Origin of the sequence: Corynebacterium tuberculostearicum (assembly GCF_046097255.1) — a bacterium.
GTDB lineage: Bacteria > Actinomycetota > Actinomycetes > Mycobacteriales > Mycobacteriaceae > Corynebacterium > Corynebacterium tuberculostearicum_J.
The window spans coordinates 1,594,244-1,615,714 of record NZ_CP175770.1; the positions used below are offsets into that span (position 1 = coordinate 1,594,244).

Here is a 21,471-nt window from a genome sequence, read left to right on the forward strand (position 1 = left end):
ATGAACCTCCCAAGGCAGGTAGGATTGGCCAAGTGACTGACTCGATTCCGCATTCTCAACCAGAAAGCCCCTTTGGGGACGTTAACGTCAAGCGCCTGGATAAGGAGCTTCCGCTGCCGCACCGCGCACACCGTGGTGACGCCGGTGCGGACCTCTATGCAGCTGAATCTCTTACCCTGCAACCCGGCGAGCGCGCCCTCGTCGGCACCGGGATTGCCATTGCGCTGCCACTAGGAACGGTCGGTTTAATTCACCCGCGCTCCGGACTAGCCGCCAAGCAAGGGCTTTCCATTGTCAATACCCCGGGCACGGTGGATGCCGATTACCGCGGGGAGATCAAGGTCTGCCTCATCAACCACGACCGGCACACTCCTATTGAGATCGAACGCGGAATGCGCATTGCTCAGCTCGTGGTCCAGCGCGTAGAGCTGGTGGGGTTTGCTGAGGTTGCAGAATTGGATGACACCGTCCGCGGAGCCGGTGGCTATGGCTCTACCGGTGTGTAGTTAAAGCAGTAGAGACTCAACGACACTTTTAGAAAGGACGTAGCACCCATGGGAATCTGGCCCTTTGGCAAGAAGAAAGACGAAGAAAAGAAGGCTCAGGAAAAGCCTGCAGCACAAAGCGAAAAGCCGGCGGACCCCACGTCCGCGGATGCAGAGGCGCAGGAGACCTATGCTCCAGTAGGCGACACCGCAGCAGATGCCGCGGCGGCTTCTGGCAATGAACCCCGCGAATTTGCCCATGATGCCATCAATGGCCAGACCGGCCCCTTTGACGGCGACTCCGTCGATATCGAGACCTTCGATTTCAGTGACTTTTCCATCGGCGTATTAGATCTGGGGTCCCTGCGCATTCCACTGCCAAAGGAATCCCAGGTACAGGTGGAAATGGGCGAACAGGGCCCACGAATGCTGCACATCGTGACCAAGGTAGGCCGAATTACTCCCGTAGCCTTTGCCGCCCCACGTAAGCCAGGCCAGTGGGCAGAATCCGTGGAGGAAATCAAGGAGGGCATGAGCCGCGACGGACTTACCGTTACTACCGAGCCAGGCCCTTGGGGTGCTGAGGTCGTGGGCAAGAACGACAACGGTCAGGTCCGCGTCATCGGTGCAGACGGTCCGCGCTGGATGCTGCGCATGACCCTGGCCGCGCCGGCCGGCATGGAAGCAGACCTCGCAGACATGGCTCGCGAGGTGGCCGCCCGTACCTTCGTCTACCGCGGGGAAGACCCCATCTTGGCAGGAAATGCTTTGCCGGTCATCATGCCCGAGCAGCTCGTAGAGCAGGTCAAGCAGGCCATGGACCAGCGCCAGCAAGAACAGCAGGCAGCCGCTAATGCTCAAGACCACCCAGAAAACGGAGTGGGCGGCCCCGACCCTGCGGCAGAAGCAGAGGCGGAACAACACTTGCGCGATTTGGGCGGCAGCCCACAACAGGGTGAGAATGGATCGTCCCCGCAGAACCCCGATGAGGGATCTGCACCTAATTCCAAGAACTAGGCAAAGTAGTAAACCACGTGACACATTCTTCCTCGCCTCAACCTTCCCCGGACGCTAAGAACCTGGACTCTGAGGAGTCTGCTGCCGAACCCACCTTGCTGGAGCAAATGGGTGGCTTATCAGGGCTCGTGTCGGCTACTTTGCCGGTCATTGTGCTGATTCCTGTCAATAACTTCTTTGGGCTGGGACCAGCCTTGGCAGCGGCGCTCGGCGTGGCCGTTGTTATTGCACTCTGGAGGGTAATCCGGAAAGAGACCCTGCAGCCAGCCATATCGGGTCTGCTGGGAGTGGCCCTTTGCGCAGCCATCGCCTGGTTTACCGGTGATGCCAAAGGGTATTTCTTGTACGGCATCTGGATGTCGTTGGCGCTGTGTATTGCCGCGGTACTATCAATCCTCTTTCGGTGGCCCGCTGTGGGTGTCATCTGGAAGGGGATTAATGGCGAGGAAATGCAGTGGCAAAAGGTTGCCCAGGCGCGCCGGGCCTATGCCATCGCTACTGGTGGGTGGGCGGTTATCTTCCTGGCCCGTTTTGTTATTCAGCGCGCCATTTATGATGCGGATGCAACCACGGCCTTAGGGGTGACCCGAATCTTGATGGGGTGGCCATTGACGCTTCTAGTTACGGCGCTGACCGTGTGGATGGTGCGCCGCGCGGATGCAGCCGTTGACGCAGCGGCGGGCACAGGTGAGCACACTAACGCAGAACAAGAACCAAAGTCTGAGGCAGAAAATGACTGAATCAACGATGAGCCGCGGCGATAGTCTTGAGGTCACCATTGACCGCATGGCGCACGGCGGGGAAGGAATTGGCCAGGCGCCGGATGGGCGAGTGGTATTCGTTCCTCGCGCTTTTCCCGGCGACGTCGTAAAAGCTACGGCCGGCCGTGTAAAGAAGTCGTTTATTAAAGCGGAACTGGAAAGCGTACTAAGCCCTGGGGCGTTGCGCGTTCCCTCGTCTTGTCCTGCGGCCGCGCAAGGAGCTGGCTGCTGTGATTTCGCCGAGCTGGATCCCGCGGCCGAAACCGGAATCAAGGCAGAGATCTTGTCGGAGCAGCTGCGCCGCACCGGCGTTGTCACTGGCGAGGAACTGAACATTGAGCAGCACACCCTAGAGCCGGTTCGGGGATGGCGCACGCGGGTGAGGTGGGGCGTCGACAAGCAAGGGCGCGCCGGAACCCGTCAGCGTCGGTCCAATGAGCTTGTTACGGGCGCTGCCTGTACACAGCTGGCTCCGGGATTGGCAGACGGGCTCGTTGGAGAAGGTGCGCGCCGGTTTACCCCAGGTGCTGAGGTCATCGCCGTTCTCGATGGCGAGGGCAACCGCCACGTGGTAGAAACCCGCAAGGCCCCACGCGGGCGCCGCGTGGAGACCATCCGTGAGGTGGTAGAAGGCAGCGGCAAGGTGCACGAGCATGTCGACGGGCGGACGTTTAGCTTTCCTGCTACGGCCTTTTGGCAGGCCCACAGCCAGGCACCGGCGGCGTATACCGAATTAATAGCGGAGTGGCTCGGGGAGCGCGAGTACCAAGAGCACACCGCCTGGGATCTCTACGGTGGCGTTGGCCTATTTGTTCCCGCACTGGCCCATGCCGTGCAGGGCAAGGTTATCTCCGTGGATTACTCGCTGGCGGCTACGGCCGGGGAACAGGCCGCCCTTGCGGACTGCGATGTGGAAGTAAAGTCCGCGAAGGTCGAGCAAGTCGCCGCCCAGCTTTCCAAGCCTGGCGCTGTAGTCCTTGATCCGCCGCGCACCGGAGCAGGGGAGGATGTGATTCGTTCCGTGGCGGCCGCTGCACCCCAGACGGTCGTTCACGTGGGATGTGACCCCGCCACCTTCGCGCGCGACTTGGGATACTGGAACCAGCACGGATACGGAATAGAAAAGATGGCGCTGATTAACGCGTTCCCCGGAACGCACCACTTTGAAACGATTGCGCTCATTACCCCTGCCTAATGAGCTTTTATGGCTCCGAGGCGGGGTGCGGCACGTTGCCGCGCCGTTCTCGGAACATTGACCGATATAATATTCACCGCCCGCCGCGGGTACGGTAGAAAAGAAGAACTAAGCACAGAAGGAGTTGAAGGCCGCTCCATGACTATCTTGGATACCATTAACTCGCCGCAGGACCTCAAGGTGCTGTCTGCAGACAAGCTTGAGGAGCTGGCGGCAGAGATTAGGCAGCGCCTCATTGACAAGGTCTCCGTCACGGGCGGACATCTGGGGCCTAACTTGGGCGTGGTGGAATTGACCATTGCGTTGCACCGTGTATTTGATTCTCCGCGTGAGCCCATTATTTTTGACACTTCGCACCAGTCCTATGTGCATAAGATGTTGACGGGGCGCACGGATCAATTCGATACCTTGCGGCAAAAGGACGGCCTTTCGGGGTATACGGACCGCGGCGAATCCGAGCATGACTGGACCGAGTCCTCCCACGCTTCGGCGTCGCTGTCTACGGTCGATGGCTTGTCTAAGGCCTTCAAGATTCGCGGCGACGGTCACCGCAATGTCATCGGTGTTGTCGGCGATGGTGCCCTTACCGGCGGCATGTGCTGGGAGGCGTTAAACAATATCTCTGAAGACAAGGGCCGCAATGCGGTCATCGTGGTCAATGACAACGGCCGTAGCTATTCGCCCACTATCGGTGGCATTTCCGAAAACCTAGGCCGTATCCGTTCCCAGCACGGTTATGACGAGCTCATGGAACAGGGTAAGCGCCGCCTGAAGCAAATGGGGTGGGTAGGCGAGCGCGCCTTTGATGCCTTGCACGCCATGAAGGAAGGCGTCAAGTCCACCGTCTTGCCTACCGAGATGTTTCCAGAACTGGGCATGAAGTACATCGGCCCCATCAACGGGCACAATATCGATAGCTTGGTGCATGCCCTGACTTATGCCCGCGATTATGACGGGCCCATCATCGTGCACGTGGTTACCGAAAAGGGCCACGGTTTTGCCCCGGCCGTCAATGAGCCGAAGGACCAGATGCACTCCACCGGTGCTATCGATCCGGTCACCGGTGTGGCAAAGGGCACCAAGCAGCCTGGCTGGACGGCCGCCTTTTCAGAGGAGCTGGTAGCCGCTGCCGAAAAGCGCGATGACATCGTTGCCATTACGGCTGCTATGGCCGGACCAACTGGGCTCGCTCCCTTCCAAGAGCGCTTCCCAGAGCGGTTCTTTGATGTGGGAATTGCCGAGCAGCACGCAATGACCTCTGCCTCTGGTTTGGCGCTCGGCGGGATGCACCCCGTCGTGGCGGTATATTCCACCTTCTTAAACCGGGCTGTGGACCAGGTCATTATGGATATTGCGCTGCTAAAGCTGCCGGTAACCATCGTGCTTGACCGCTCCGGGGTTACCGGTTCCGATGGCGCTTCGCATAATGGCGTGTGGGATATGGCGCTCATGAGCATTGTGCCGGGAATGCATATTGCTGCCCCGCGCGATGGCGCGCGTCTGCGGGAGCTCTTCCGTGAGTCGCTAGAGATTGAATCTGGCCCGTCCGTGGTCCGCTTCCCTAAGGGCAACCTGCTGCCGGATATGGAAGCGGTGGATACGTTGGGCGATGGCGTAGACATCCTGCACTATGGCGAAGCCGATGCCGGCGAGGACACCCCTGAGGTACTCATCGTGTCCATCGGTGCCATGTCCGCGCGCAGCATCGAGGCTGCGAAGCTGCTGGGCGAGCAGGGCGTGAACGTTACCGTTGTTGACCCGCGTTGGGTAGCGCCGGTGGCAAGCTCTGTGGTGGCTCTCGCCGCTGACCACGACTTGGTGGTTACGGCAGAAGACGGCCTTGTTCGCGGCGGTATTGGCTCCATGATTTCGGAAGCCCTCAGCGCAGCCGAGGTCGATACTCCTGTGCGCCGACTCGGCGTTCCGGGTTACTTCCCTAAGCACGGCTCTCGCGGCGAGGTTTTGGAAGAGTTCGGGTTGACGCCGGAGCTTATGGCGGCGTCGATAAGCGAGTGGCTAGAAAACCTCACCGCTGATGCCAACGCGCGAGGAGAAGAGAGCTAAACCTAGCCTGCTAAATAGAGCCTAGAATAGACCGTCCACGATAATCGGGGCGGTCATTTCTATTTGCCATTCGCGCGCGCCCTCCGCGCGGAGGAAGGCAGCGACGTCGCCTGGCTGCCGGATGGCGCCGGCGACAGAATCAGCTCCGCGGTGGCGCTTATCGGCGCGCACACCTACCTTCGCCCATACCGCTGCACGCAAAGCGGCAGGGCGGATAAGGAGTTCGGATGTCATACCGAGTTCAGTGGCGAGATCGGCGATGTCCGCGCGGATGGTTTGGTATATCTCCCATAGGTCCGGGTAGTCCTTGGCCCAGATGGTTTTGGAAGGAACCGGTTGTGGGGCGCGGTGGACGCGAGGCCGCTGCTGCGGGGGAACGGCGCGCGCCTGGTGAAGCACAGCCATCCACTGGGCGGTCGCGCCCTTGCGCCGGCGGGGAAATCCCTTGACTCGGGCAAGATCGCCGGCGGTGGTGGGAAGGGCGCGCGCAATTTCTACCAGCGTCTTATTCCCTAATACCCGGCCGGGCGCAGTATCTGTGCGCCGAGCGATAGCGTCACGCTTGAGCCACAGCGCCCGAGCAGCGGCGAGCTGACTGCCGCTGCGCAAACTGGAGATGCCCTTAAGATCGCGCCACGTGTGCGGCTGGGGAGCGAAGTCTCCGGAATGTTCCTGGACTATGGTGGAAAATTCCTCTAAAGCCCAGTCCATCTTGTCTTGTTCGGCCAAAATGTCGCGCAGGGCGTCGGCTAGCTCGAGGAGCAGTTCCACATCGAGCGCGGCGTATGCCTTGAGTTCCTCGCTGAGCTGCGGGGTGGACCAGTCGGCGTCGCCGTAGCCCTTTTCCAATTCGACGTCAAAAAGCTTTGCGACCATAGTGCCCAGATTGGGCCGTTCAAATCCCGCGAGCCGCGCCGCTAGTTCCGTGTCAAAGATAGAGCCAGGAAATAGACCGAGCCACCCGAGGCAAGGCAAATCCGAATGGGCGGCGTGAATAATCCACTCCGTGCCGTTGAGCACTGGGGCAAGGGCGGTCGTGAGCTCCTCGCGGTGGCCCTCAGGGGCAAAAAGCATCGTGCCCGCGCCGCGGCGGCGAATTTGCACTACGAAGGCTCGATCATCGTAGCGATAGCCGGAGGCGCGCTCGGTATCGATGGCAAAGGGGCCCGTACCCGCGGCGAGGCGGGCTGCGGCAGCGGTGAATTCCTCCGGGGTGGCAAGAACCGGCGGGATGCCCTCGAGCGGCCGGCTGCGCAATTCTGGCATATTAGCGGCCGAGCTCGGTGACGCCCTCAGGGGGTAGTCCGGCAACGTTGGCCAATACCTGGGCAAAGGCCTGCACGTGGGGTGCGAGATCGAGGCCTTCGGCAGTCCACGAAGCGCGCATTTCGATCTGGTAGGCGCGCGGTGGCCCGCCAATCTCGCCAAAACGCACGGACGCGGTGGAAGTGACGGTGCCGCCCAAATTCGTGTGGCCGGCCCCTTCCTTTTCTAAGCCCTCGTTGAGCCACTGCCACGCCACATCGGGCAAGAGTGGATCGCCGGCTACGGCATCATCCATATCCGCCTGGATATAGGCCACAAGGCGCATGGCGCCCTCCCAAGCTTCCTCGGCGCCTGGATCGTGGAGCAGGATGAGGCGACCAAAGGCGTCACCCTCTGCATCGGTGGGCACGATATCTGGGTTATCTTCGTTTCCCACCTCGAGGCCGATTGCGTGGCTAAACGGCGCAAGGCGTTGCGGTGGGCGAATGGAGCCTAGGGTTATCTCAGGGCGCAGGTCGGCCGCGTGCATGGACTCCACTGCTTGGGTGAAAGCGGCGGGGGTAGCTGGCTCGTGGCTTTCCGCCTGCCCGTGCAAAGGGGTGGGGGCGGAGGCCTCGGCGCTGCGTGGGGTGGTCGATTCGGAATTGCTCACGACGTTCAAGCTATAGTTTCGCGTCCTCTAGCTGGGGGAGGCGCGCCGATGCGGAGGCGTGTCGTCCTCCTTATGGTCGAGAAGTGACAAGGTTTCATATCCAACTTATGATGGATATGTTCGTTAACCCAAAGGCTTCTGCAAAGGAGAACGCAATGGCGAAGCTTGATTACAAGGAACTCAACGCGGTTCAGCAATATTCCCAGCACGCAGTTTTTAAGGTGATTCCGAACGCGCTCGGCACCGAGCGAGCGGAGATCATCGCCCAAGCGCAGGAGTTCTTTGCCGGCGTGGAAAAAGCCGGAAAGGTAACCGTGCGCGGCATTTACGACCTCACGGCTATGCGCGATTCCGCCGACTTCATGATCTGGTGGCACGCCGAGGAATTCTCTGACCTACAAAAGGTCTTCGGGGACTTCCGCCGCGAGACCACCCTGGGCCAGGTAAGCGAAGTGACCTGGGTGGGCAATGCCTTGCACCGTCCGGCGGAGTTTAATAAGTCGCACTTGCCGTCTTTCATCATGGGTGAGGAGCCCAAGGAGTGGATCTCGGTGTACCCCTTCGTGCGCTCTTATGACTGGTACACCATGGAGGATGAAAAGCGCCGCCGCATCCTCATGGAGCACGGTATGCAGGCGCGCGACTACCCCGATGTGCGCGCAAATACCGTCCCAGCCTTTGCCCTGGGTGACTATGAGTGGATTTTGGCCTTCGAGGCGGATGAGCTCCACCGCATCGTCGACCTGATGTACCTGATGCGCTACACCGAGGCCCGCCACCACGTGCGCGAGGAGATTCCTTTCCACACCGGCCGCCGCGTCAAGGACGTAGCAGAGCTCATCGCAGTTCTGCCCTAAAAGTAACGCCGCCCAGCAGTAGCCCTGCTTGGCGACGTCCTCACTTAGCCGCGCCCCGTCACTAGCCTGCACGTTAGGCTGCTGACGGGGCGCGCTTTCTTGTGCATGCCCCCTTAGGCGGTGCCATCTTCTACCGGCTTTTCCTCCAAGTCCAGGCAGATGGAGTTGATGCAATAGCGCAAGTCGGTGGGGGTATCGTAGCCCTCACCCTCAAAGACGTGCCCCAGGTGAGATTCGCAGTTGGCACACAGAACCTCTACGCGGCGCATGCCTAGCGAATTGTCTTCGCGCTCAATGATTTTGTCCCCTGCGAGTGGGGAGAAAAAGGAAGGCCAGCCGCAGTGAGACTCAAACTTTTCCGTAGAGCGGAAAAGCTCCGTTCCACACGCGCGGCAAGAATAGACCCCCTCGGTGGTGGTATTGGTGTACTCGCCTACGTGGGGCGGCTCGGTGCCGGCTTCGCGCAGGACGTAGTATTCCTCGGGACTTAAGCGCTGGCGCCATTCGGTATCGGCAATGAGCTTGAAATCGGTCATGGGCCGAGTCTAAACCGTGCTGCGCGCGGCACGCCACCAGCCGGCAACCGTAGCGAAAATTGCGACGATAAGCAGCGCCCATCCCGCCGTGGCCGTGAAAAAATTCATCCACCGACCAGCATCCGGGTGCGCTGTAGACGCCCAGGAAACGGGAGCCAAATAGAGAAAGGCCGCAAACCACGCACCCGCAGAATGGAAAACCGAACGCTTGAGCACCACGGTAAACATCAATGGGAATAGCCACATGGAGTAATACTGCTGGCCAAGAGAAGACAGGAAGAAGATACCCACCATGATCGCCCCGCTGGTCGTTAGCGCCCACAAGGTCGGGTTGGAATTGCGGAAGCGCAAAAGCCCGAGAATCGCTGCGGCCGAAAGCGCGGCAAATATCAACCACACGGTCCAATACAGTCCCGCGCCAAAGTCAACGTAGGCGTGGAAGCCTGCCCAGGAAGAATTGGCATAGTCACGGGTTTCTGAGAGGTAGGGCAGGAGGTTATCCACAAAGCCGCTAGCGCCCGGCACGAGCGGCCACGCTAGGAGGTTGAGAATTACCGGTAGGCCAATGCCAGTCGCGAGACTGCGCCATTGCAGCTTGACCAAGGGCAGGAAGAGCAACGGCGCAAATTGCGGCTTAATGACGATGGCCAAGCCAATGACTACGCCTGCCACCCAGCCCAGCCATGGGGTGCGCTCGGCGCGCACGAAAGCCCACAAGAACACGGCCATGCATAGCAAGAGAATGCCATTGATATTGGTAAATGCGAGCGTATTGGTCACCGATTCGGTGACAAAGGCCAAAGCGATAGATACTGGCCACACTGCCGAAGTAAGTGTGCGGCCCACTACAAGGGTGAGCACCGCTAGCGCTGCCACGATTGCAGCCGCGTTGGCGAAGATGAATAGTCCCCGTGCTAGCGAAAAATCAATATGAGCTAGCGGTGCGAGCAGCAGCGTGGCCCCCGGGGTATACAGGTACAGCGGGTCCACGTGGTTATAAGCCTGCTCATAGACCGGCTGGCCAGAGGACATGCGTGCCACAGCGTTATACACGGTGGTGAAATCATCCGTCGGCGTGCCATTGCGCGCGATGATGAACACGCGATGCACAACAAGCAGGATGGCCACAGGCCAGGCGGCGACATTGATTCGGGAATTCACGGCCCCTTAGTCTACGGCCTAGCGGGCGCGGGAATACCGCAGAAACACCGTGCCATCGTGATCGGCCGCGACATTTTCTAACTGCATGCGGCGATGGGAATGCTCGCCCTTAAACGTCGCCATGGGAGTTTCCACACCGGTGGATAGATGTGGGTCCAGGGTCAAATACATCTGGTCGATGGCATCGATGTCTACCAGCTGCCCAATCATTCCTGGCCCGCCCTCGCAGAGCACGCGCTTAAACCCGCGGTCCTTTAAGACGGAAATGTAGTCCTGCACGGTTCCTTCGCCAGCATCGCAGACTTCCGCGCCTGTGGATTCGATGGTCGCGATGCGCTTTGCGAGCTCTTGATTGTCCCGGCTGCTATGGGGGATCAGGATGATGGGAGGGGTAGTGAAGTCTGTGAAGAAGTCCGCGGTGATATCGAAATCAAGGCTGCGGGAAGGCACGGCAATAGGAGCCGGCCGCGAACCATCCCCGTTAGGTTTTACTCCGGAGTAGTCCTCCGCGCGCACCGTTTGCGCGCCCACCAACACGACGTCTGCCCAATTACGTAGCGCAGCAAAAAGCTGCCCATCAGTGTCATTTCCCATGTCCTCGGAAACGTGGTTCATGGTTGCCGATCCAGTTAGTGTGCTGACCATATTTGTGCGGACGGTGAATACATCACCGGAATCGGGGCCCAATAGCGAAGAGATATCCATGCCTTCCCAGCCTAGTCAAGGCACCAGATACCCAGCACGGCAAAGTACCGGGCATAGCCACAGGAGAGGGGCTTACACCAGGCGGATGAGTATTACACCAAGCAAGATCACTGCAATGCCGGCTACCTGGCGCATTGCGACTCGCGCACCCCGCAGGCGATCAATGAGCACGGACCCCAACATGGAACCGAGAAGGGTTGCCACCACAGTAAGCCCAGTGCCAATTTGTGGTACTAAGGCCGCGTTGCCAAAGACAAATAAGGCTCCCAAGGCGCCGCCTGCCCACATCCACCAGGGGTTAGCCTTTCCCTCGGGACGCTCAATGCGAGGGCGCCAGCGCAAAACAATATTGAGCATTACGAGCGCGGAAACGCCAATGCCAAAAGACACCAAAGCCGCACTCACGGGCGACCCGGTAATCTGGCCCAGGTGGCCGTTAATGGCGGATTGGCTTGCGGTAAAGCAGCCAAAGACAAAACCTGCGAGGAGCCAAAGCCACAACGCCGTAGCGCTGTCTTCTTGCTTCGTCGGCGCGCCGGGGCTGGCGACGATAGAAATCACTCCACCGAGGACAATTAGTGCCCCAAGGGCGCGTACCAGGGACAGTGGGGAAGTGGGGGAGTCAAACAGCCCAAAGTGGTCGATGACAAGGCCCATCATGATTTGGCCCGCGATGGGAAGGACTACGGTCTGGACCGCGCCCAAATGAGGAAACAACAGGATATTTCCAGTAAGCGCAACCACGCCGAGCAGACCACCGAACCAAACCCACAGCGGTTCCCCAAAGGCGCGGGAAATGCCAAACTCGCCGCCGGTGACGGCTGTCGCGATGACAAGCAAAGTCAACGTGCCCACGGCAAACGAGATGAGCGAAGAGGAAAACGGCGTGCCAGTAGATGCGCGAAGGCGCGTATTAACCAGGGTCTGAACGGGTAGAACGAGTCCGGCGATAATGCCTAAGAGAATCCACAACACGTCGGGACACTTTACAGACATATAGAGAAACCCGCCCAAGCTCCTATGGAGGGGAGCGATGGGCGGGAGATTGTGGTCCTAACTGGGATTGAACCAGTGACCTTTCCGGTGTGAACGGAACGCTCTCCCACTGAGCTATAGGACCTTGCGGTGGCTTAATCTACACCGCACCAAATTCAAACACCTAATTGGCTGGGCAGGAGTGCGCATCAAGGGGAGGTGGCCTGCGGTCCACTGTCTTGGGAGAATCACACCAGTGTGTTTTGGGATGGCTCGAATGTGAAAAATCGGTGCCAGAAAGAATGCCGCTGGGCTGGGGATTTGGAAACTGGCGCGGAGCACGATAATGTTTCTTCTCGCACCGCAACGGTACAAAGTTCGCGGGGCAATGCGGATGTAGCGCAGTTGGTAGCGCATCACCTTGCCAAGGTGAGGGTCGCGAGTTCGAGTCTCGTCATCCGCTCCACGCTTTTCTTGGGTTTCACCCGTGAAGAGTGATTCTAAATGAATAGCGCGCGATTAGCTCAGTGGGAGAGCGCTTCCCTGACACGGAAGAGGTCACTGGTTCAATCCCAGTATCGCGCACAAGGACTTTGTCCTAGAAACCGGGCCTGGTTTCGCATGCGGATGTAGCGCAGTTGGTAGCGCATCACCTTGCCAAGGTGAGGGTCGCGAGTTCGAGTCTCGTCATCCGCTCCAGCACTGTATTGTGTGAGGCGGTATCGCCACGGTGGAATGGCCGAGTGGTGAGGCAACGGTCTGCAAAACCGTGCACACGGGTTCGATTCCCGTTTCCACCTCAACTTCTTAATGCCTTCGGGCATTAAGCGCGATTAGCTCAGTGGGAGAGCGCTTCCCTGACACGGAAGAGGTCACTGGTTCAATCCCAGTATCGCGCACGAGAGTCCTATTTGGGGCTCTGCAACAAACTCCGGTTTGTTATGCGGATGTAGCGCAGTTGGTAGCGCATCACCTTGCCAAGGTGAGGGTCGCGAGTTCGAGTCTCGTCATCCGCTCAGGTGAGCCGCCCTAGAAATAGGGTGGCTTTTCGCATGTCTAGCTAGGATCGCAGGGTGAACAGCTGTTAGTTGCAGTAGCCACAGTGGAAGGGGTAGCGATGTCACGCAATGTTTTAGTTCCGCTACTGGTGGGTGCCTCAGGCTGCCTGTCACTCTTGGTAGGAAGCGCACTATTTGCTGTGGGGCTATCGGAGGCGGATATCGGTGGCAATTCCGGTAACGCGATTTGGCCCTGCGCTCTCATCGTTGCAGGTACGGTTTCGATAGTCACTGCCTTGATGCTGACTGGTCCTGCATTTGAAAGCAGGCGTGCTGGGGAATGCTGAGGGAGCCAGCTCCAATCATTGAGTTGGCATTCCTTAAATAGTGATAAATGCCTCTTTTTATTCAAGGCGGGGAACTTGTGCGCACTACAGCCCGACATATGACTCGACGCGCTGCTTATCGCGATTGCCGCTCCGGCAAACCGCGCGGCTAGTATGTCTGACAATTCAACTTGTGCATTTTCAACACAAAAGGAGCTATTTATGGGCTACCGCGTACCTTGGCTGCGCCGCACGGCGGCAGCAGTCGGCACTGCAGCACTAGTTCTGGGCGGGTCGATGCCGGCCGCCTTCGCGCACGACTCCGTTATTGGCGGTTCGGTCAAAGACGGCGACCAACTCGACGAGTTTCCGAAGGAAATCACCCTCGAGTTTTCTGGTATCCCCAAAGAAGACTTCAATACCTTTGCCGTGACCAACGCGGATACTGGTGAGAAACTCTTTAGCCAGGAACCGAAGCTCAATGAGCGGGATCTCACCATTGAAACCCCTGCGGATGTCCACCCTGGGCCGGGTAATTACCAGGTGGGTTTCCAGATCACGTCTTCGGACGGACACGCTACCCGCGGGGGAGTGGAATTTTCCGTCAAGGGTGACTCCTCCGAGAGCACCGAGGCGTCTGAAGCTGATTCGGCGTCCCAGGATGGGGATGAGGGCCTACCGACCGCGCTGAAAATCATCCTGGGTGTGGGCGGCGTTTTGGCAATTGCCGCAGTAGTTGCCCTATTTATTGCCAAGTCTCGTCGCATTGATTCGGAAGGTGAAAAATAATGTCCAAGATTTCTAGCATCGCCCTTGTGGGCTTGACTGTGGCCGGCCTCGCCCTGGCGGGTTGCTCACCGCAAAACCAAAATGATTCCACCGAGTCGAAGACGGATGCTGCCACTAGCACAGGGGAAACATCCTCCGCTGCGGAATCTAAGGAACTGACCTTTGAGGATGCTGTCGTGCGCGCCAATGAGGACAAGGACATGACCGCCATCTTTGGCACCCTGGTCAACCATTCCGACAAGGACATCACCATCACTGGATTTTCCACCAGCCTCAATGCCAAAGTGAACCAGATGCATGAGACTGTCGATGGCAAGATGCAGGAAATGTCGAGCCCATTGGTAGTTAAAGCTGGCGAGTCCCACGAGCTGGCACCTGGTGGTGACCACTTCATGCTCATGGAGATGGAAAACCACATCGCTCCCGGTGAATCCCTTGACCTCAAAGTGGAGCTAGAGGGCGGCGAAGAGCTCGATCTGGGCGAGATTCAAACGCGCAGCATGCCTGCCGGCGATGAGGACTACGGCGATATGGCAGGCCACGGTATGGAAGGCCACAACCACTAGTTATGTCTGGATTCAGCAGAAGGGGATTTCTCACCGGCGCTGCGGTATCGACCAGCGCCTTCGCGTTGGCTGGCTGCACTGATCGGGGCTCTTCCCCGGATGCTCAGGCGCAGGATAGGCCCGCGCTTGCCGACGCCCTCGTGGCCTTCGATGGCGACCATCAAGCGGGTATCGCTACCGCAGCGCAGGCCCACCTGAATTTGGTGGGGTTTGACCTTAAAAGGGGCGTCGACAAGCGGGGGTTCGCCAGCCTTATGAAGCTGTGGACCGAGGACGCCCGCGCGCTGTGTACGGGGGAGGCGCCGCTGGGCACGCTAGAGCCGGAAATGGTGCAACAGCCTGCCAACCTGACTATCACCTGCGGCCTAGGCGAGAAGGTTTTTAACCTGCTCGGAGTGGACAAGCCCCAGTGGCTGGGAGACGTACGACCCTTTGAGCGCGATGAGCTGGAGGATAAGTGGGGCCAAAGCGATCTCGTCCTGCAGATCTGCTGCGATGACCCACTGATGAATACCTACGCCCTGCGGCACATGGTGCGCGCAGGCGAGCACTATGCCAGCGTGAAGTGGTTGCAGCAGGGCTTTATTAACGCCTACGGCAGCCAGGAAAAGGGCGCCACCGCGCGCAATATGTTCGGACAAAAGGACGGCACTGTTAACCCACGCAGCGAGGAGGACTTCGCGGCCCAGGTGTGGATTGATAAGGGCCCGCAGTGGGCCAAAGGGGGAACGGCGATGGTGGTACGCCGCATCCGCATGAACGTTGATACATGGGAAAAGCTGGATCGCTCTTCCCGCGAGAACGCTATCGGCCGCAAGCTCGATACCGGCGCCCCACTTACCGGCAAGGACGAATTCGACGCTGCGGATTTCGATGCGGTAGATGACTATGGACTGCCGGTTATCGATAAAAACTCGCACATGGCCGTTGCCGCCCCGCCCGCTGACCACCCGGAGCAGCGCATCCTACGCCGCCCGTATAACTATGAGTTAGCTCCCGATGGCAAGGACAGGCAGCTATCCAATATTGGGCAGGTTTTTATCTGCTACCAGCAGGATCCCACCCAGCAATTTGAGCCTATCCAGGCCCGATTGGATGAATCCGACCTAATGAATGAATGGCTAACCCATATCGGCTCCGCTATGTATTTCTGTCCGCCGGGCACCCTTGCTGCCGATGGGCGTGAATCATGGTGGGCAAAATCGCTCTGCGAGCATGCGGGGTTGTAGAATAGCTATCCGTAAATTTAAATAGCGGACGCGGCCAGGTATGCCGCCGACGCACGAGCGCATAAAGGAGCGCGATTATGGCGGAACTCATCCCCGCAGTACCGGTCAATTACGATTCCTTCACCGTGCCCGCCGGCCAGGCCGTGGGTGCAGCAATGCGAGAGCTCAACCTTCCCGATAAGGGCCCTGAGGCTGTCGTAGTCGTTCGCGGTGAGGACGGCACTCTCTTTGATTTGTCGCACACCCCAGACACGGAGTCCACCTTCACCCCGGTTGCCGCCAGCGAGGAAGACGGCCGCGCCGTCATCCGCCACTCCTGCGGTCACGTTATGGCCCAGGCCGTGCAGGCCGAATTCCCCGGCACCAAGCTGGGCATCGGTCCGGCCATTGAGAATGGCTTCTACTTCGATTTCCAGACCGCCGAGCCTTTCACGCCGGAAGATCTCAAGGCGATTGAAAAGCGCATGAAGAAGATCATTAAGGGCGGCCAGCGCTTTGAGCGCCACGTCTACGAATCTGCTGAGGAAGCGGAAAAGGCCCTCGCCGAGGAGCCTTTCAAGCTCGAGCTGGTCCAGGACAAGGGCAATGTTGACCCTGACTCCGACGAGGCCGCAGAGGTCGGGTCCGGCGATCTCACCCACTATGACAACATCAACCCGCGCACCGGGGAGGTAGAGTGGTTCGACCTCTGCCGCGGCCCGCACGTGCCAACCACCAAGTACATCCCGGCCTTCACGCTGACCCGTTCTTCTGCCGCCTATTGGCGCGGCGACCAGTCCAAGGCTGGCCTGCAGCGCATTTACGGCACCGCTTTTGAGTCCAAGGAGGCGCTGGAGGCCTACCAGACCATGGTGGAAGAGGCTGAAAAGCGCGACCACCGCCGCCTGGGTCAGGAACTAGATCTCTTCTCCTTCCCGGATGAGATTGGCTCCGGCTTCCCGGTATTCCACCCGAATGGCGCGACCGTGCGCATGGAGATGGAAAACCACTCTCGCAACCGCCACGTCCAGGCTGGGTACTCCTTTGTTAATACCCCGCATATCACCAAGGGTGACCTATTCAAGAAGTCTGGCCACCTGGACTTCTACGCCGACGGGATGTTCCCGCCGATGCAGCTCGATGGCGAGTATGACGAAGAGGGCAATACCGTCAAGGAGCCGCAGGACTACTACGCCAAGCCTATGAACTGCCCGATGCACAACCTGATTTTTGCATCCCGTGGCCGTTCCTACCGCGAGCTCCCGCTGCGTCTATTTGAGTTCGGTACCGTCTACCGCTACGAAAAGTCTGGCGTGGTCCACGGCCTGACCCGTGCCCGCGGCTTTACCCAGGACGATGCCCACATCTACTGCACCGAAGAGCAGCTGGAAGAAGAGCTAACCAAGGTCCTCGACTTCATCATTTCCTTGCTGAAGGACTACGGCCTGTCTGACTTCTACCTGGAGCTTTCTACCAAGGACCCGAATAAGTTCGTCGGTTCCGATGAGATCTGGGAGCGCTCTACGTCTATCCTGCAGTCGGTCGCAGAAAAGTCCGGCTTGGAGCTGGTTCCGGATCCCGCAGGTGCAGCCTTCTACGGCCCGAAGATTTCTGTGCAGGCGCGCGACGCCATCGGCCGTACCTGGCAGATGTCTACCGTGCAGTTGGACTTCAACCTGCCGGAGCGCTTCGAGCTGGAATACACCGCGTCGGACGGCACTAAGAAGCGCCCAATCATGATTCACCGTGCGCTCTTCGGCTCCATCGAGCGATTCTTTGGCGTCCTGCTGGAGCACTACGCCGGCGCCTTCCCAGCATGGCTAGCACCGCACCAAGTGGTGGGCATTCCGGTGGCTGACGAATTCTCCCCGCACCTCGAAGAGGTTGCCACCCAGCTGCGTCAGAAGGGTATCCGCGCCGATGTGGATACCTCTGATGACCGCATGCAGAAGAAGATTCGCAACCACACCACCGGTAAGGTTCCGTTCATGCTGGTGGCTGGCGCGCGCGACGTAGAAGCTGATGCCGTATCCTTCCGCTTTCTCGATGGCACCCAGGTCAATGGTGTGCCGGTAAAGGAAGCCGTGGAGCTCATTGCCGCATGGGTAGCAGAGCGTAACAACGAGCAGCCGACCGAAGAGCTCATCAGTGCCCGACGCTAAAGAGACAAACGAAACCGACAGCTCCGCCGTCGCTGAAAGCCAAGCTGCGGTGGAGACCTTCGTTGACTCAGGTGCTGGCGAGCCGGACCGTCTTGAGCGGTTATGGGCGCCTTATCGCATGGCCTATATTGCCAAGCGCTCTAAAGACCCCTTCGTGGAAGCCCCGAAGGGCAGCGATGAGGACGGGCTCATTATTGCTCGCGGCAAGACCGTCTATGCATTGTTGAACCTGTTTCCGTACAACGCCGGGCACCTCATGGTGGTGCCGTATCGCAAGGAATCGCAGCTGGAGAACCTTACGCAAGAGGAATCTCAGGAGTTGATGGCCTTCGCGCAAAAGGCGGTTCGAGTGCTCAAACGAGTCTCACACCCAGAAGCCATCAACGTAGGACTCAACCTGGGTCGTGCTTCGGGCGGCTCGGTAGGAGACCACCTGCACCTGCATGTGGTGCCAAGGTGGCCCGGGGATAGTAACTTTATGACTGTTCTCGATGGGACTAAGGTATTACCGCAGCTTCTGCAGGATACGCGCCGCGTGCTGGCAGAAGGATGGCGCGAGATGGAAGAGGAGGATTCGCGTGCTTAGCGTGCATGGGCGAAAGCCCGCCGCCGTGGTGGTGGAACCTATAGCCAAGGCCTTTTTAAAGCTGGGCCTGACCCCGAATGTGGTCACGGTTGTGGGTACCATCGTCACCATTGCGATTTCGGTGATCCTTATTCCTACCGGCCACCTCTTTTTCGCTGCGGTCCTGTCCGGTCTCTTCGCCGCTTTCGACATGCTCGACGGCACCATGGCGCGCCTGAGCGGCAAGGCTACTGCCTTTGGTGCGACCTTGGATGCGTCCTGTGATCGCATCACCGATGGCGCATTGTTCAGTGCTATTGCATGGTGGCTGATTTATTCTGCGGATTCTTCCCGCATCACGGTCATTGCCTGCTTTGTCACCTTGGTATGTTCCCAGGTCATTTCCTATATCAAGGCTAGGGGAGAAGCGTCCGGATTCAAGATGGTCGGCGGCCTTATCGAGCGTCCCGAGCGGCTTATTTTGGCCCTGGGCGGCATCGGCCTCGAAGGCCTAGGAGTACCGCATGCCATTGAGGTTGCGCTGTGGATCTTGGCCGTGGGCTCCGTCTTTACCGTGTGCCAACGTATGGTTATCGCCGCCCGCCAGGAGCAGCAGTAGCTCATACTGCACCACCTAAAACCAGGAGGTTGTAACACCATGTGGGACAAAGAAGACCTCTCCGCGGCGGGTTACCTCGCGGGGTGGAAGGTGGTGCGCCGTCTGCCCGAGCCCATCGCGCGCACGCTTTTTCGCTGGGGTGCGGACTACGCAAGCGGCAACGGTCGCGGAATGGAGGGCTTGCGCCGCAACCTGGCGCGCGTGGTAGGCCCAGAAAACGTTACCCGCGCGTTGGTGCGCGATTCCGTGCGCTCCTATATGCGCTATTGGATGGAGGCCTTCCGCCTGCCAGCCATCCACGGTGATGCCGGGCTGCATGAGCGCTTGCTCAGTGGCTTGGAAGGCCTCGAGCATTTTGATGCTTCGGCTCAATCCGGGCGCGGCACCATTTTGGCGTTGCCGCATTCCGGGAATTGGGATATGGCGGGCGTCTTCCTCGTTGGCCATTATGGGCAGTTCACCACCGTTGCGGAGCGCCTTAAGCCCGCAGTGCTTTTCGACGCCTTCGTGGACTACCGCGAAACCCTTGGCTTTGAGGTTCTTCCCCTCACCGGCGGCGAAGCCTCGCCTTTTGCTCGCCTCAAAGAGGTGCTGGAAGCCGGTGGCGTGGTATGCCTGCTGGCTGAGCGCGACCTGACCCGAAGCGGTGTCACCGTGGATTTCATGGGGGAAGAGGCCAATATGGCCGCAGGCCCCGCGCAGCTTGCTATAGAGACCGGCGCCGCCCTGCACGTGGTGCACTCGTGGTTTGAAGGCGAGGGCTGGGGGCTCTCTGTGTCTCCTGAGCTCGAGGTAACGGATCTGCAGGAGACAACTCAGCGTATGGCCGATGGCTTCGCCGCCAATATCCGCCGCCACCCAGAGGATTGGCATATGCTGCAGCCGCAGTGGAATGTGGACATAGAGAGGCGTCGGCAAGCGCGGGCGGCCAAAAATGCCCGCAATGCCCGCCACACCGGGCCATCGCAGGAAGGGGAGAGCTAGTGCGCATAGGAATCGTATGCCCCTACTCCTTCGATGAACCAGGTGGAGTTCAAGCCCATATCCTTGATCTAGCCACAGTTTTCATTGAGCAAGGGCACCACGTTCAGGTCATTGGCCCCGCTGCGGAATCCACCCAGCTGCCAGATTTCGTAGTCAAGGGAGGGCCGGCTTTCCCCATCGCGTATAACGGTTCGGTGGCGCGCCTGTCCGTGGGACCCCACGTAACACGCAAGGTAAAGCAATTCATCAAGCAGGGCGACTTCGATGTCTTGCACATCCATGAGCCTAACTCCCCGAGCTTTTCCATGACCGCGCTGGCCGTGGCCCAAGGCCCACTGGTGGCGACCTATCACGCCTCTGCATCGAGCTCCCTGGTGCTGACTCTGGCCAAACCATTCCTCGTTCCCTTCTTGGAAAAGATCCGCGGCGGCATCGCGGTATCCGATATGGCGCGGCGGTGGCAGGTGGAGCAATTGGGCGGCGACCCGGTGCTCATTCCCAACGGCGTGGATACATCGGTCTACGCGCAGGCTCGGCGCCGCAGCCCGGCCAAAGCCCCCGGCGATCCCTTGGAAGTTGTCTTCTTGGGACGGTTGGATGAACCGCGCAAGGGCCTCGATATCCTGCTGAGCGCGCTGCGCCAAGTACACCACGATATCCGCGTGACCATCATGGGCGGCGGCCGCGCCCGCGAGGTTGAGGGCGTGGATTTTGTCGGCCGGGTCAGTGACGCCGAAAAGGCAGAAATCCTGGGCCGTGCCGATGTCTACGTGGCCCCAAATACTGGTGGCGAAAGCTTCGGAATCGTGCTCGTAGAGGCTATGGCGGCCGGCGCGGCTGTTGTTGCTTCTGACCTCGAGGCTTTCCGTGCGGTGTGCAATGCCGATTCCGACGAGGTTGCCGGCGCACTCTTTCGCAATAAAGACAGCGAGGATCTGGCACGCGTCCTCAACGAGGTGCTCGATGATGCCGAGTATCGGGCCCAGTTGGTGCGCAATGGCGTCCAACGCGCCAGCACCTATGACTGGGACCATGTAGCGGCGGCCGTGATGCAGGTCTACGAGACTGTCCAAGACGGCACCAAGGTGAGGGTAAAGCGTTGATGACCATCGAAATCGCCCTAGTCCTCTTCCTACTTATCATCGTAGGTTTGTGGGCACTTTTTACCGCCCAGCGGCTTAACTCGCTGCACATCCGCACTGATGCCTCGCTTGCCCAGCTGCAGGCGGCACTCGACCGCAGGGCAGCGGTAACAGCGGCGGTCGCACCATCGCTTGCGGCGCTAGCTCAGCGAGCAGAGTCTACCGAGCTCTATCAAGGTCACTTTGAACCGCGCACGATGGCCGAGCGGGAACTATCTGCCGCCATCGTGCGGGAGTTTCCCGCGGACCGTCGCCCTGCCGCGCTTGCCGACGCCGAGGGCCGCATCCAACTTGCCCACCGCTTCTACAACGAGGCGGTCAGCGACACTCGCGCGCTGCGCCTGCGCCCTGCGGTACGGCTCTTTCATCTGGGCGGCACCGCAAAATTACCGGAATATTTTGACTATATGCTGGCCGAGTAGCCAGCAGGTCTACCTC

Annotated in this window: 21 protein-coding genes and 7 tRNA genes; 21 read left to right on the forward strand and 7 right to left on the reverse strand. The window is 59.4% G+C overall.

From position 1 onward, the window contains the following. The first annotated feature begins 32 nt into the window (after positions 1-32). The 5 genes from dut (at position 33) to dxs (ending at position 5,522) form a co-directional block, all read left to right on the forward strand. Positions 33-506 carry a dUTP diphosphatase gene (gene dut / locus ACKFRY_RS07585; RefSeq protein WP_408922594.1) on the forward strand — a complete coding sequence of 158 codons (474 nt, stop codon included), beginning with the start codon at positions 33-35 and terminating at the stop codon, positions 504-506. A gap of 48 nt (positions 507-554) precedes the next feature. Next, positions 555-1,502: a DUF3710 domain-containing protein gene (locus ACKFRY_RS07590; RefSeq protein ID WP_408922595.1), complete on the forward strand. Its 948-nt coding sequence runs from the start codon at positions 555-557 to the stop codon at positions 1,500-1,502. 17 nt (positions 1,503-1,519) lie between these two features. Beyond that, positions 1,520-2,242 (forward strand): DUF3159 domain-containing protein, encoded by a 723-nt coding sequence (locus ACKFRY_RS07595; RefSeq protein ID WP_408922596.1) that lies wholly within the window; start codon positions 1,520-1,522, stop codon positions 2,240-2,242. Further along, positions 2,235-3,458 carry a class I SAM-dependent RNA methyltransferase gene (locus ACKFRY_RS07600; protein WP_408922139.1) on the forward strand — a complete coding sequence of 408 codons (1,224 nt, stop codon included), beginning with the start codon at positions 2,235-2,237 and terminating at the stop codon, positions 3,456-3,458. The genes ACKFRY_RS07595 and ACKFRY_RS07600 overlap by 8 nt, the downstream gene beginning before the upstream one ends. Positions 3,459-3,596: 138 nt before the next feature. Next, positions 3,597-5,522, forward strand: a complete 1,926-nt coding sequence (gene dxs, locus ACKFRY_RS07605) for a 1-deoxy-D-xylulose-5-phosphate synthase (RefSeq protein ID WP_408922140.1) — start codon at positions 3,597-3,599, stop codon at positions 5,520-5,522. A 21-nt stretch (positions 5,523-5,543) separates the two neighbouring features. Here the strand turns inward: dxs and ACKFRY_RS07610 are convergent, their stop codons facing one another. Together ACKFRY_RS07610 and ACKFRY_RS07615 are read right to left on the reverse strand one after the other, a co-directional pair. Next, the gene (locus ACKFRY_RS07610) at positions 5,544-6,788 is read right to left on the reverse strand and encodes an HRDC domain-containing protein (RefSeq protein ID WP_408922141.1); all 1,245 of its coding nucleotides are present in this window, start codon (positions 6,786-6,788) and stop codon (positions 5,544-5,546) included. 1 nt (position 6,789) lies between these two features. Continuing rightward, positions 6,790-7,449, reverse strand: a complete 660-nt coding sequence (locus ACKFRY_RS07615) for a DUF3000 domain-containing protein (RefSeq protein ID WP_005325015.1) — start codon at positions 7,447-7,449, stop codon at positions 6,790-6,792. 146 nt (positions 7,450-7,595) lie between these two features. Between ACKFRY_RS07615 and hemQ the strand changes: the two genes are divergently transcribed. Next, entirely contained in the window at positions 7,596-8,297 is a 702-nt protein-coding gene (gene hemQ, locus ACKFRY_RS07620) for a hydrogen peroxide-dependent heme synthase (RefSeq protein WP_040425314.1), read from the forward strand. Between the two features lie 113 nt (positions 8,298-8,410). Here hemQ and msrB read toward each other — a convergent pair whose 3' ends face one another. From msrB to ACKFRY_RS07645, 5 genes are all read right to left on the reverse strand, one after another. Further along, a complete protein-coding gene (msrB, locus tag ACKFRY_RS07625; RefSeq protein WP_005325013.1) occupies positions 8,411-8,833 on the reverse strand; it encodes a peptide-methionine (R)-S-oxide reductase MsrB in 423 nt (140 codons plus the stop codon). Positions 8,834-8,842: 9 nt separating this feature from the next. Beyond that, entirely contained in the window at positions 8,843-9,994 is a 1,152-nt protein-coding gene (locus ACKFRY_RS07630; RefSeq protein ID WP_408922597.1) for a glycosyltransferase family 87 protein, read from the reverse strand. 18 nt (positions 9,995-10,012) lie between these two features. Continuing rightward, the gene (locus tag ACKFRY_RS07635) at positions 10,013-10,699 is read right to left on the reverse strand and encodes a pyrimidine reductase family protein (RefSeq protein WP_408922598.1); all 687 of its coding nucleotides are present in this window, start codon (positions 10,697-10,699) and stop codon (positions 10,013-10,015) included. Between the two features lie 72 nt (positions 10,700-10,771). Further along, entirely contained in the window at positions 10,772-11,674 is a 903-nt protein-coding gene (locus tag ACKFRY_RS07640; RefSeq protein ID WP_408923418.1) for a DMT family transporter, read from the reverse strand. Positions 11,675-11,747: 73 nt separating this feature from the next. Continuing rightward, positions 11,748-11,819: transfer RNA gene (locus ACKFRY_RS07645), tRNA-Val, on the reverse strand. Positions 11,820-12,064: 245 nt separating this feature from the next. On the opposite strand from ACKFRY_RS07645, the gene ACKFRY_RS07650 reads away from it, so the two are divergent. From ACKFRY_RS07650 to ACKFRY_RS07720, 15 genes are all read left to right on the forward strand, one after another. Beyond that, a tRNA-Gly gene (locus ACKFRY_RS07650) sits at positions 12,065-12,140 on the forward strand. A 47-nt stretch (positions 12,141-12,187) separates the two neighbouring features. Next, positions 12,188-12,259, forward strand: a tRNA-Val gene (locus ACKFRY_RS07655). Between the two features lie 38 nt (positions 12,260-12,297). Then, positions 12,298-12,373: transfer RNA gene (locus tag ACKFRY_RS07660), tRNA-Gly, on the forward strand. A 30-nt stretch (positions 12,374-12,403) separates the two neighbouring features. Beyond that, a tRNA-Cys gene (locus ACKFRY_RS07665) sits at positions 12,404-12,474 on the forward strand. Between the two features lie 27 nt (positions 12,475-12,501). Continuing rightward, positions 12,502-12,573 (forward strand) — tRNA-Val (locus ACKFRY_RS07670). A gap of 44 nt (positions 12,574-12,617) precedes the next feature. Further along, positions 12,618-12,690: transfer RNA gene (locus ACKFRY_RS07675), tRNA-Gly, on the forward strand. A 530-nt stretch (positions 12,691-13,220) separates the two neighbouring features. Beyond that, a complete protein-coding gene (locus ACKFRY_RS07680; RefSeq protein ID WP_408922599.1) occupies positions 13,221-13,787 on the forward strand; it encodes a copper resistance protein CopC in 567 nt (188 codons plus the stop codon). Continuing rightward, positions 13,787-14,353 carry a copper chaperone PCu(A)C gene (locus ACKFRY_RS07685; protein ID WP_005328539.1) on the forward strand — a complete coding sequence of 189 codons (567 nt, stop codon included), beginning with the start codon at positions 13,787-13,789 and terminating at the stop codon, positions 14,351-14,353. Before ACKFRY_RS07680 ends, ACKFRY_RS07685 begins: the two co-directional genes overlap by 1 nt. Positions 14,354-14,355: 2 nt before the next feature. Next, on the forward strand, positions 14,356-15,582 hold the full coding sequence (locus tag ACKFRY_RS07690; RefSeq protein WP_408922600.1) for a Dyp-type peroxidase: 1,227 nt from the start codon (positions 14,356-14,358) through the stop codon (positions 15,580-15,582). 77 nt (positions 15,583-15,659) lie between these two features. Continuing rightward, a complete protein-coding gene (thrS, locus tag ACKFRY_RS07695; protein ID WP_408922601.1) occupies positions 15,660-17,723 on the forward strand; it encodes a threonine--tRNA ligase in 2,064 nt (687 codons plus the stop codon). 49 nt (positions 17,724-17,772) lie between these two features. Next, positions 17,773-18,309, forward strand: a complete 537-nt coding sequence (locus tag ACKFRY_RS07700; RefSeq protein WP_150850607.1) for an HIT domain-containing protein — start codon at positions 17,773-17,775, stop codon at positions 18,307-18,309. Next, positions 18,302-18,907, forward strand: a complete 606-nt coding sequence (pgsA, locus tag ACKFRY_RS07705; RefSeq protein WP_005325002.1) for a phosphatidylinositol phosphate synthase — start codon at positions 18,302-18,304, stop codon at positions 18,905-18,907. Before ACKFRY_RS07700 ends, pgsA begins: the two co-directional genes overlap by 8 nt. A 39-nt stretch (positions 18,908-18,946) precedes the next feature. Beyond that, positions 18,947-19,891 carry a phosphatidylinositol mannoside acyltransferase gene (locus ACKFRY_RS07710; protein WP_239228302.1) on the forward strand — a complete coding sequence of 315 codons (945 nt, stop codon included), beginning with the start codon at positions 18,947-18,949 and terminating at the stop codon, positions 19,889-19,891. Next, positions 19,891-20,994, forward strand: coding sequence for a glycosyltransferase family 4 protein (locus ACKFRY_RS07715; RefSeq protein ID WP_005324995.1), 1,104 nt, complete (start codon positions 19,891-19,893; stop codon positions 20,992-20,994). Before ACKFRY_RS07710 ends, ACKFRY_RS07715 begins: the two co-directional genes overlap by 1 nt. Beyond that, a complete protein-coding gene (locus ACKFRY_RS07720) occupies positions 20,994-21,455 on the forward strand; it encodes a hypothetical protein (protein ID WP_179386583.1) in 462 nt (153 codons plus the stop codon). The genes ACKFRY_RS07715 and ACKFRY_RS07720 overlap by 1 nt, the downstream gene beginning before the upstream one ends. The last annotated feature ends 16 nt before the right edge of the window (positions 21,456-21,471 follow it).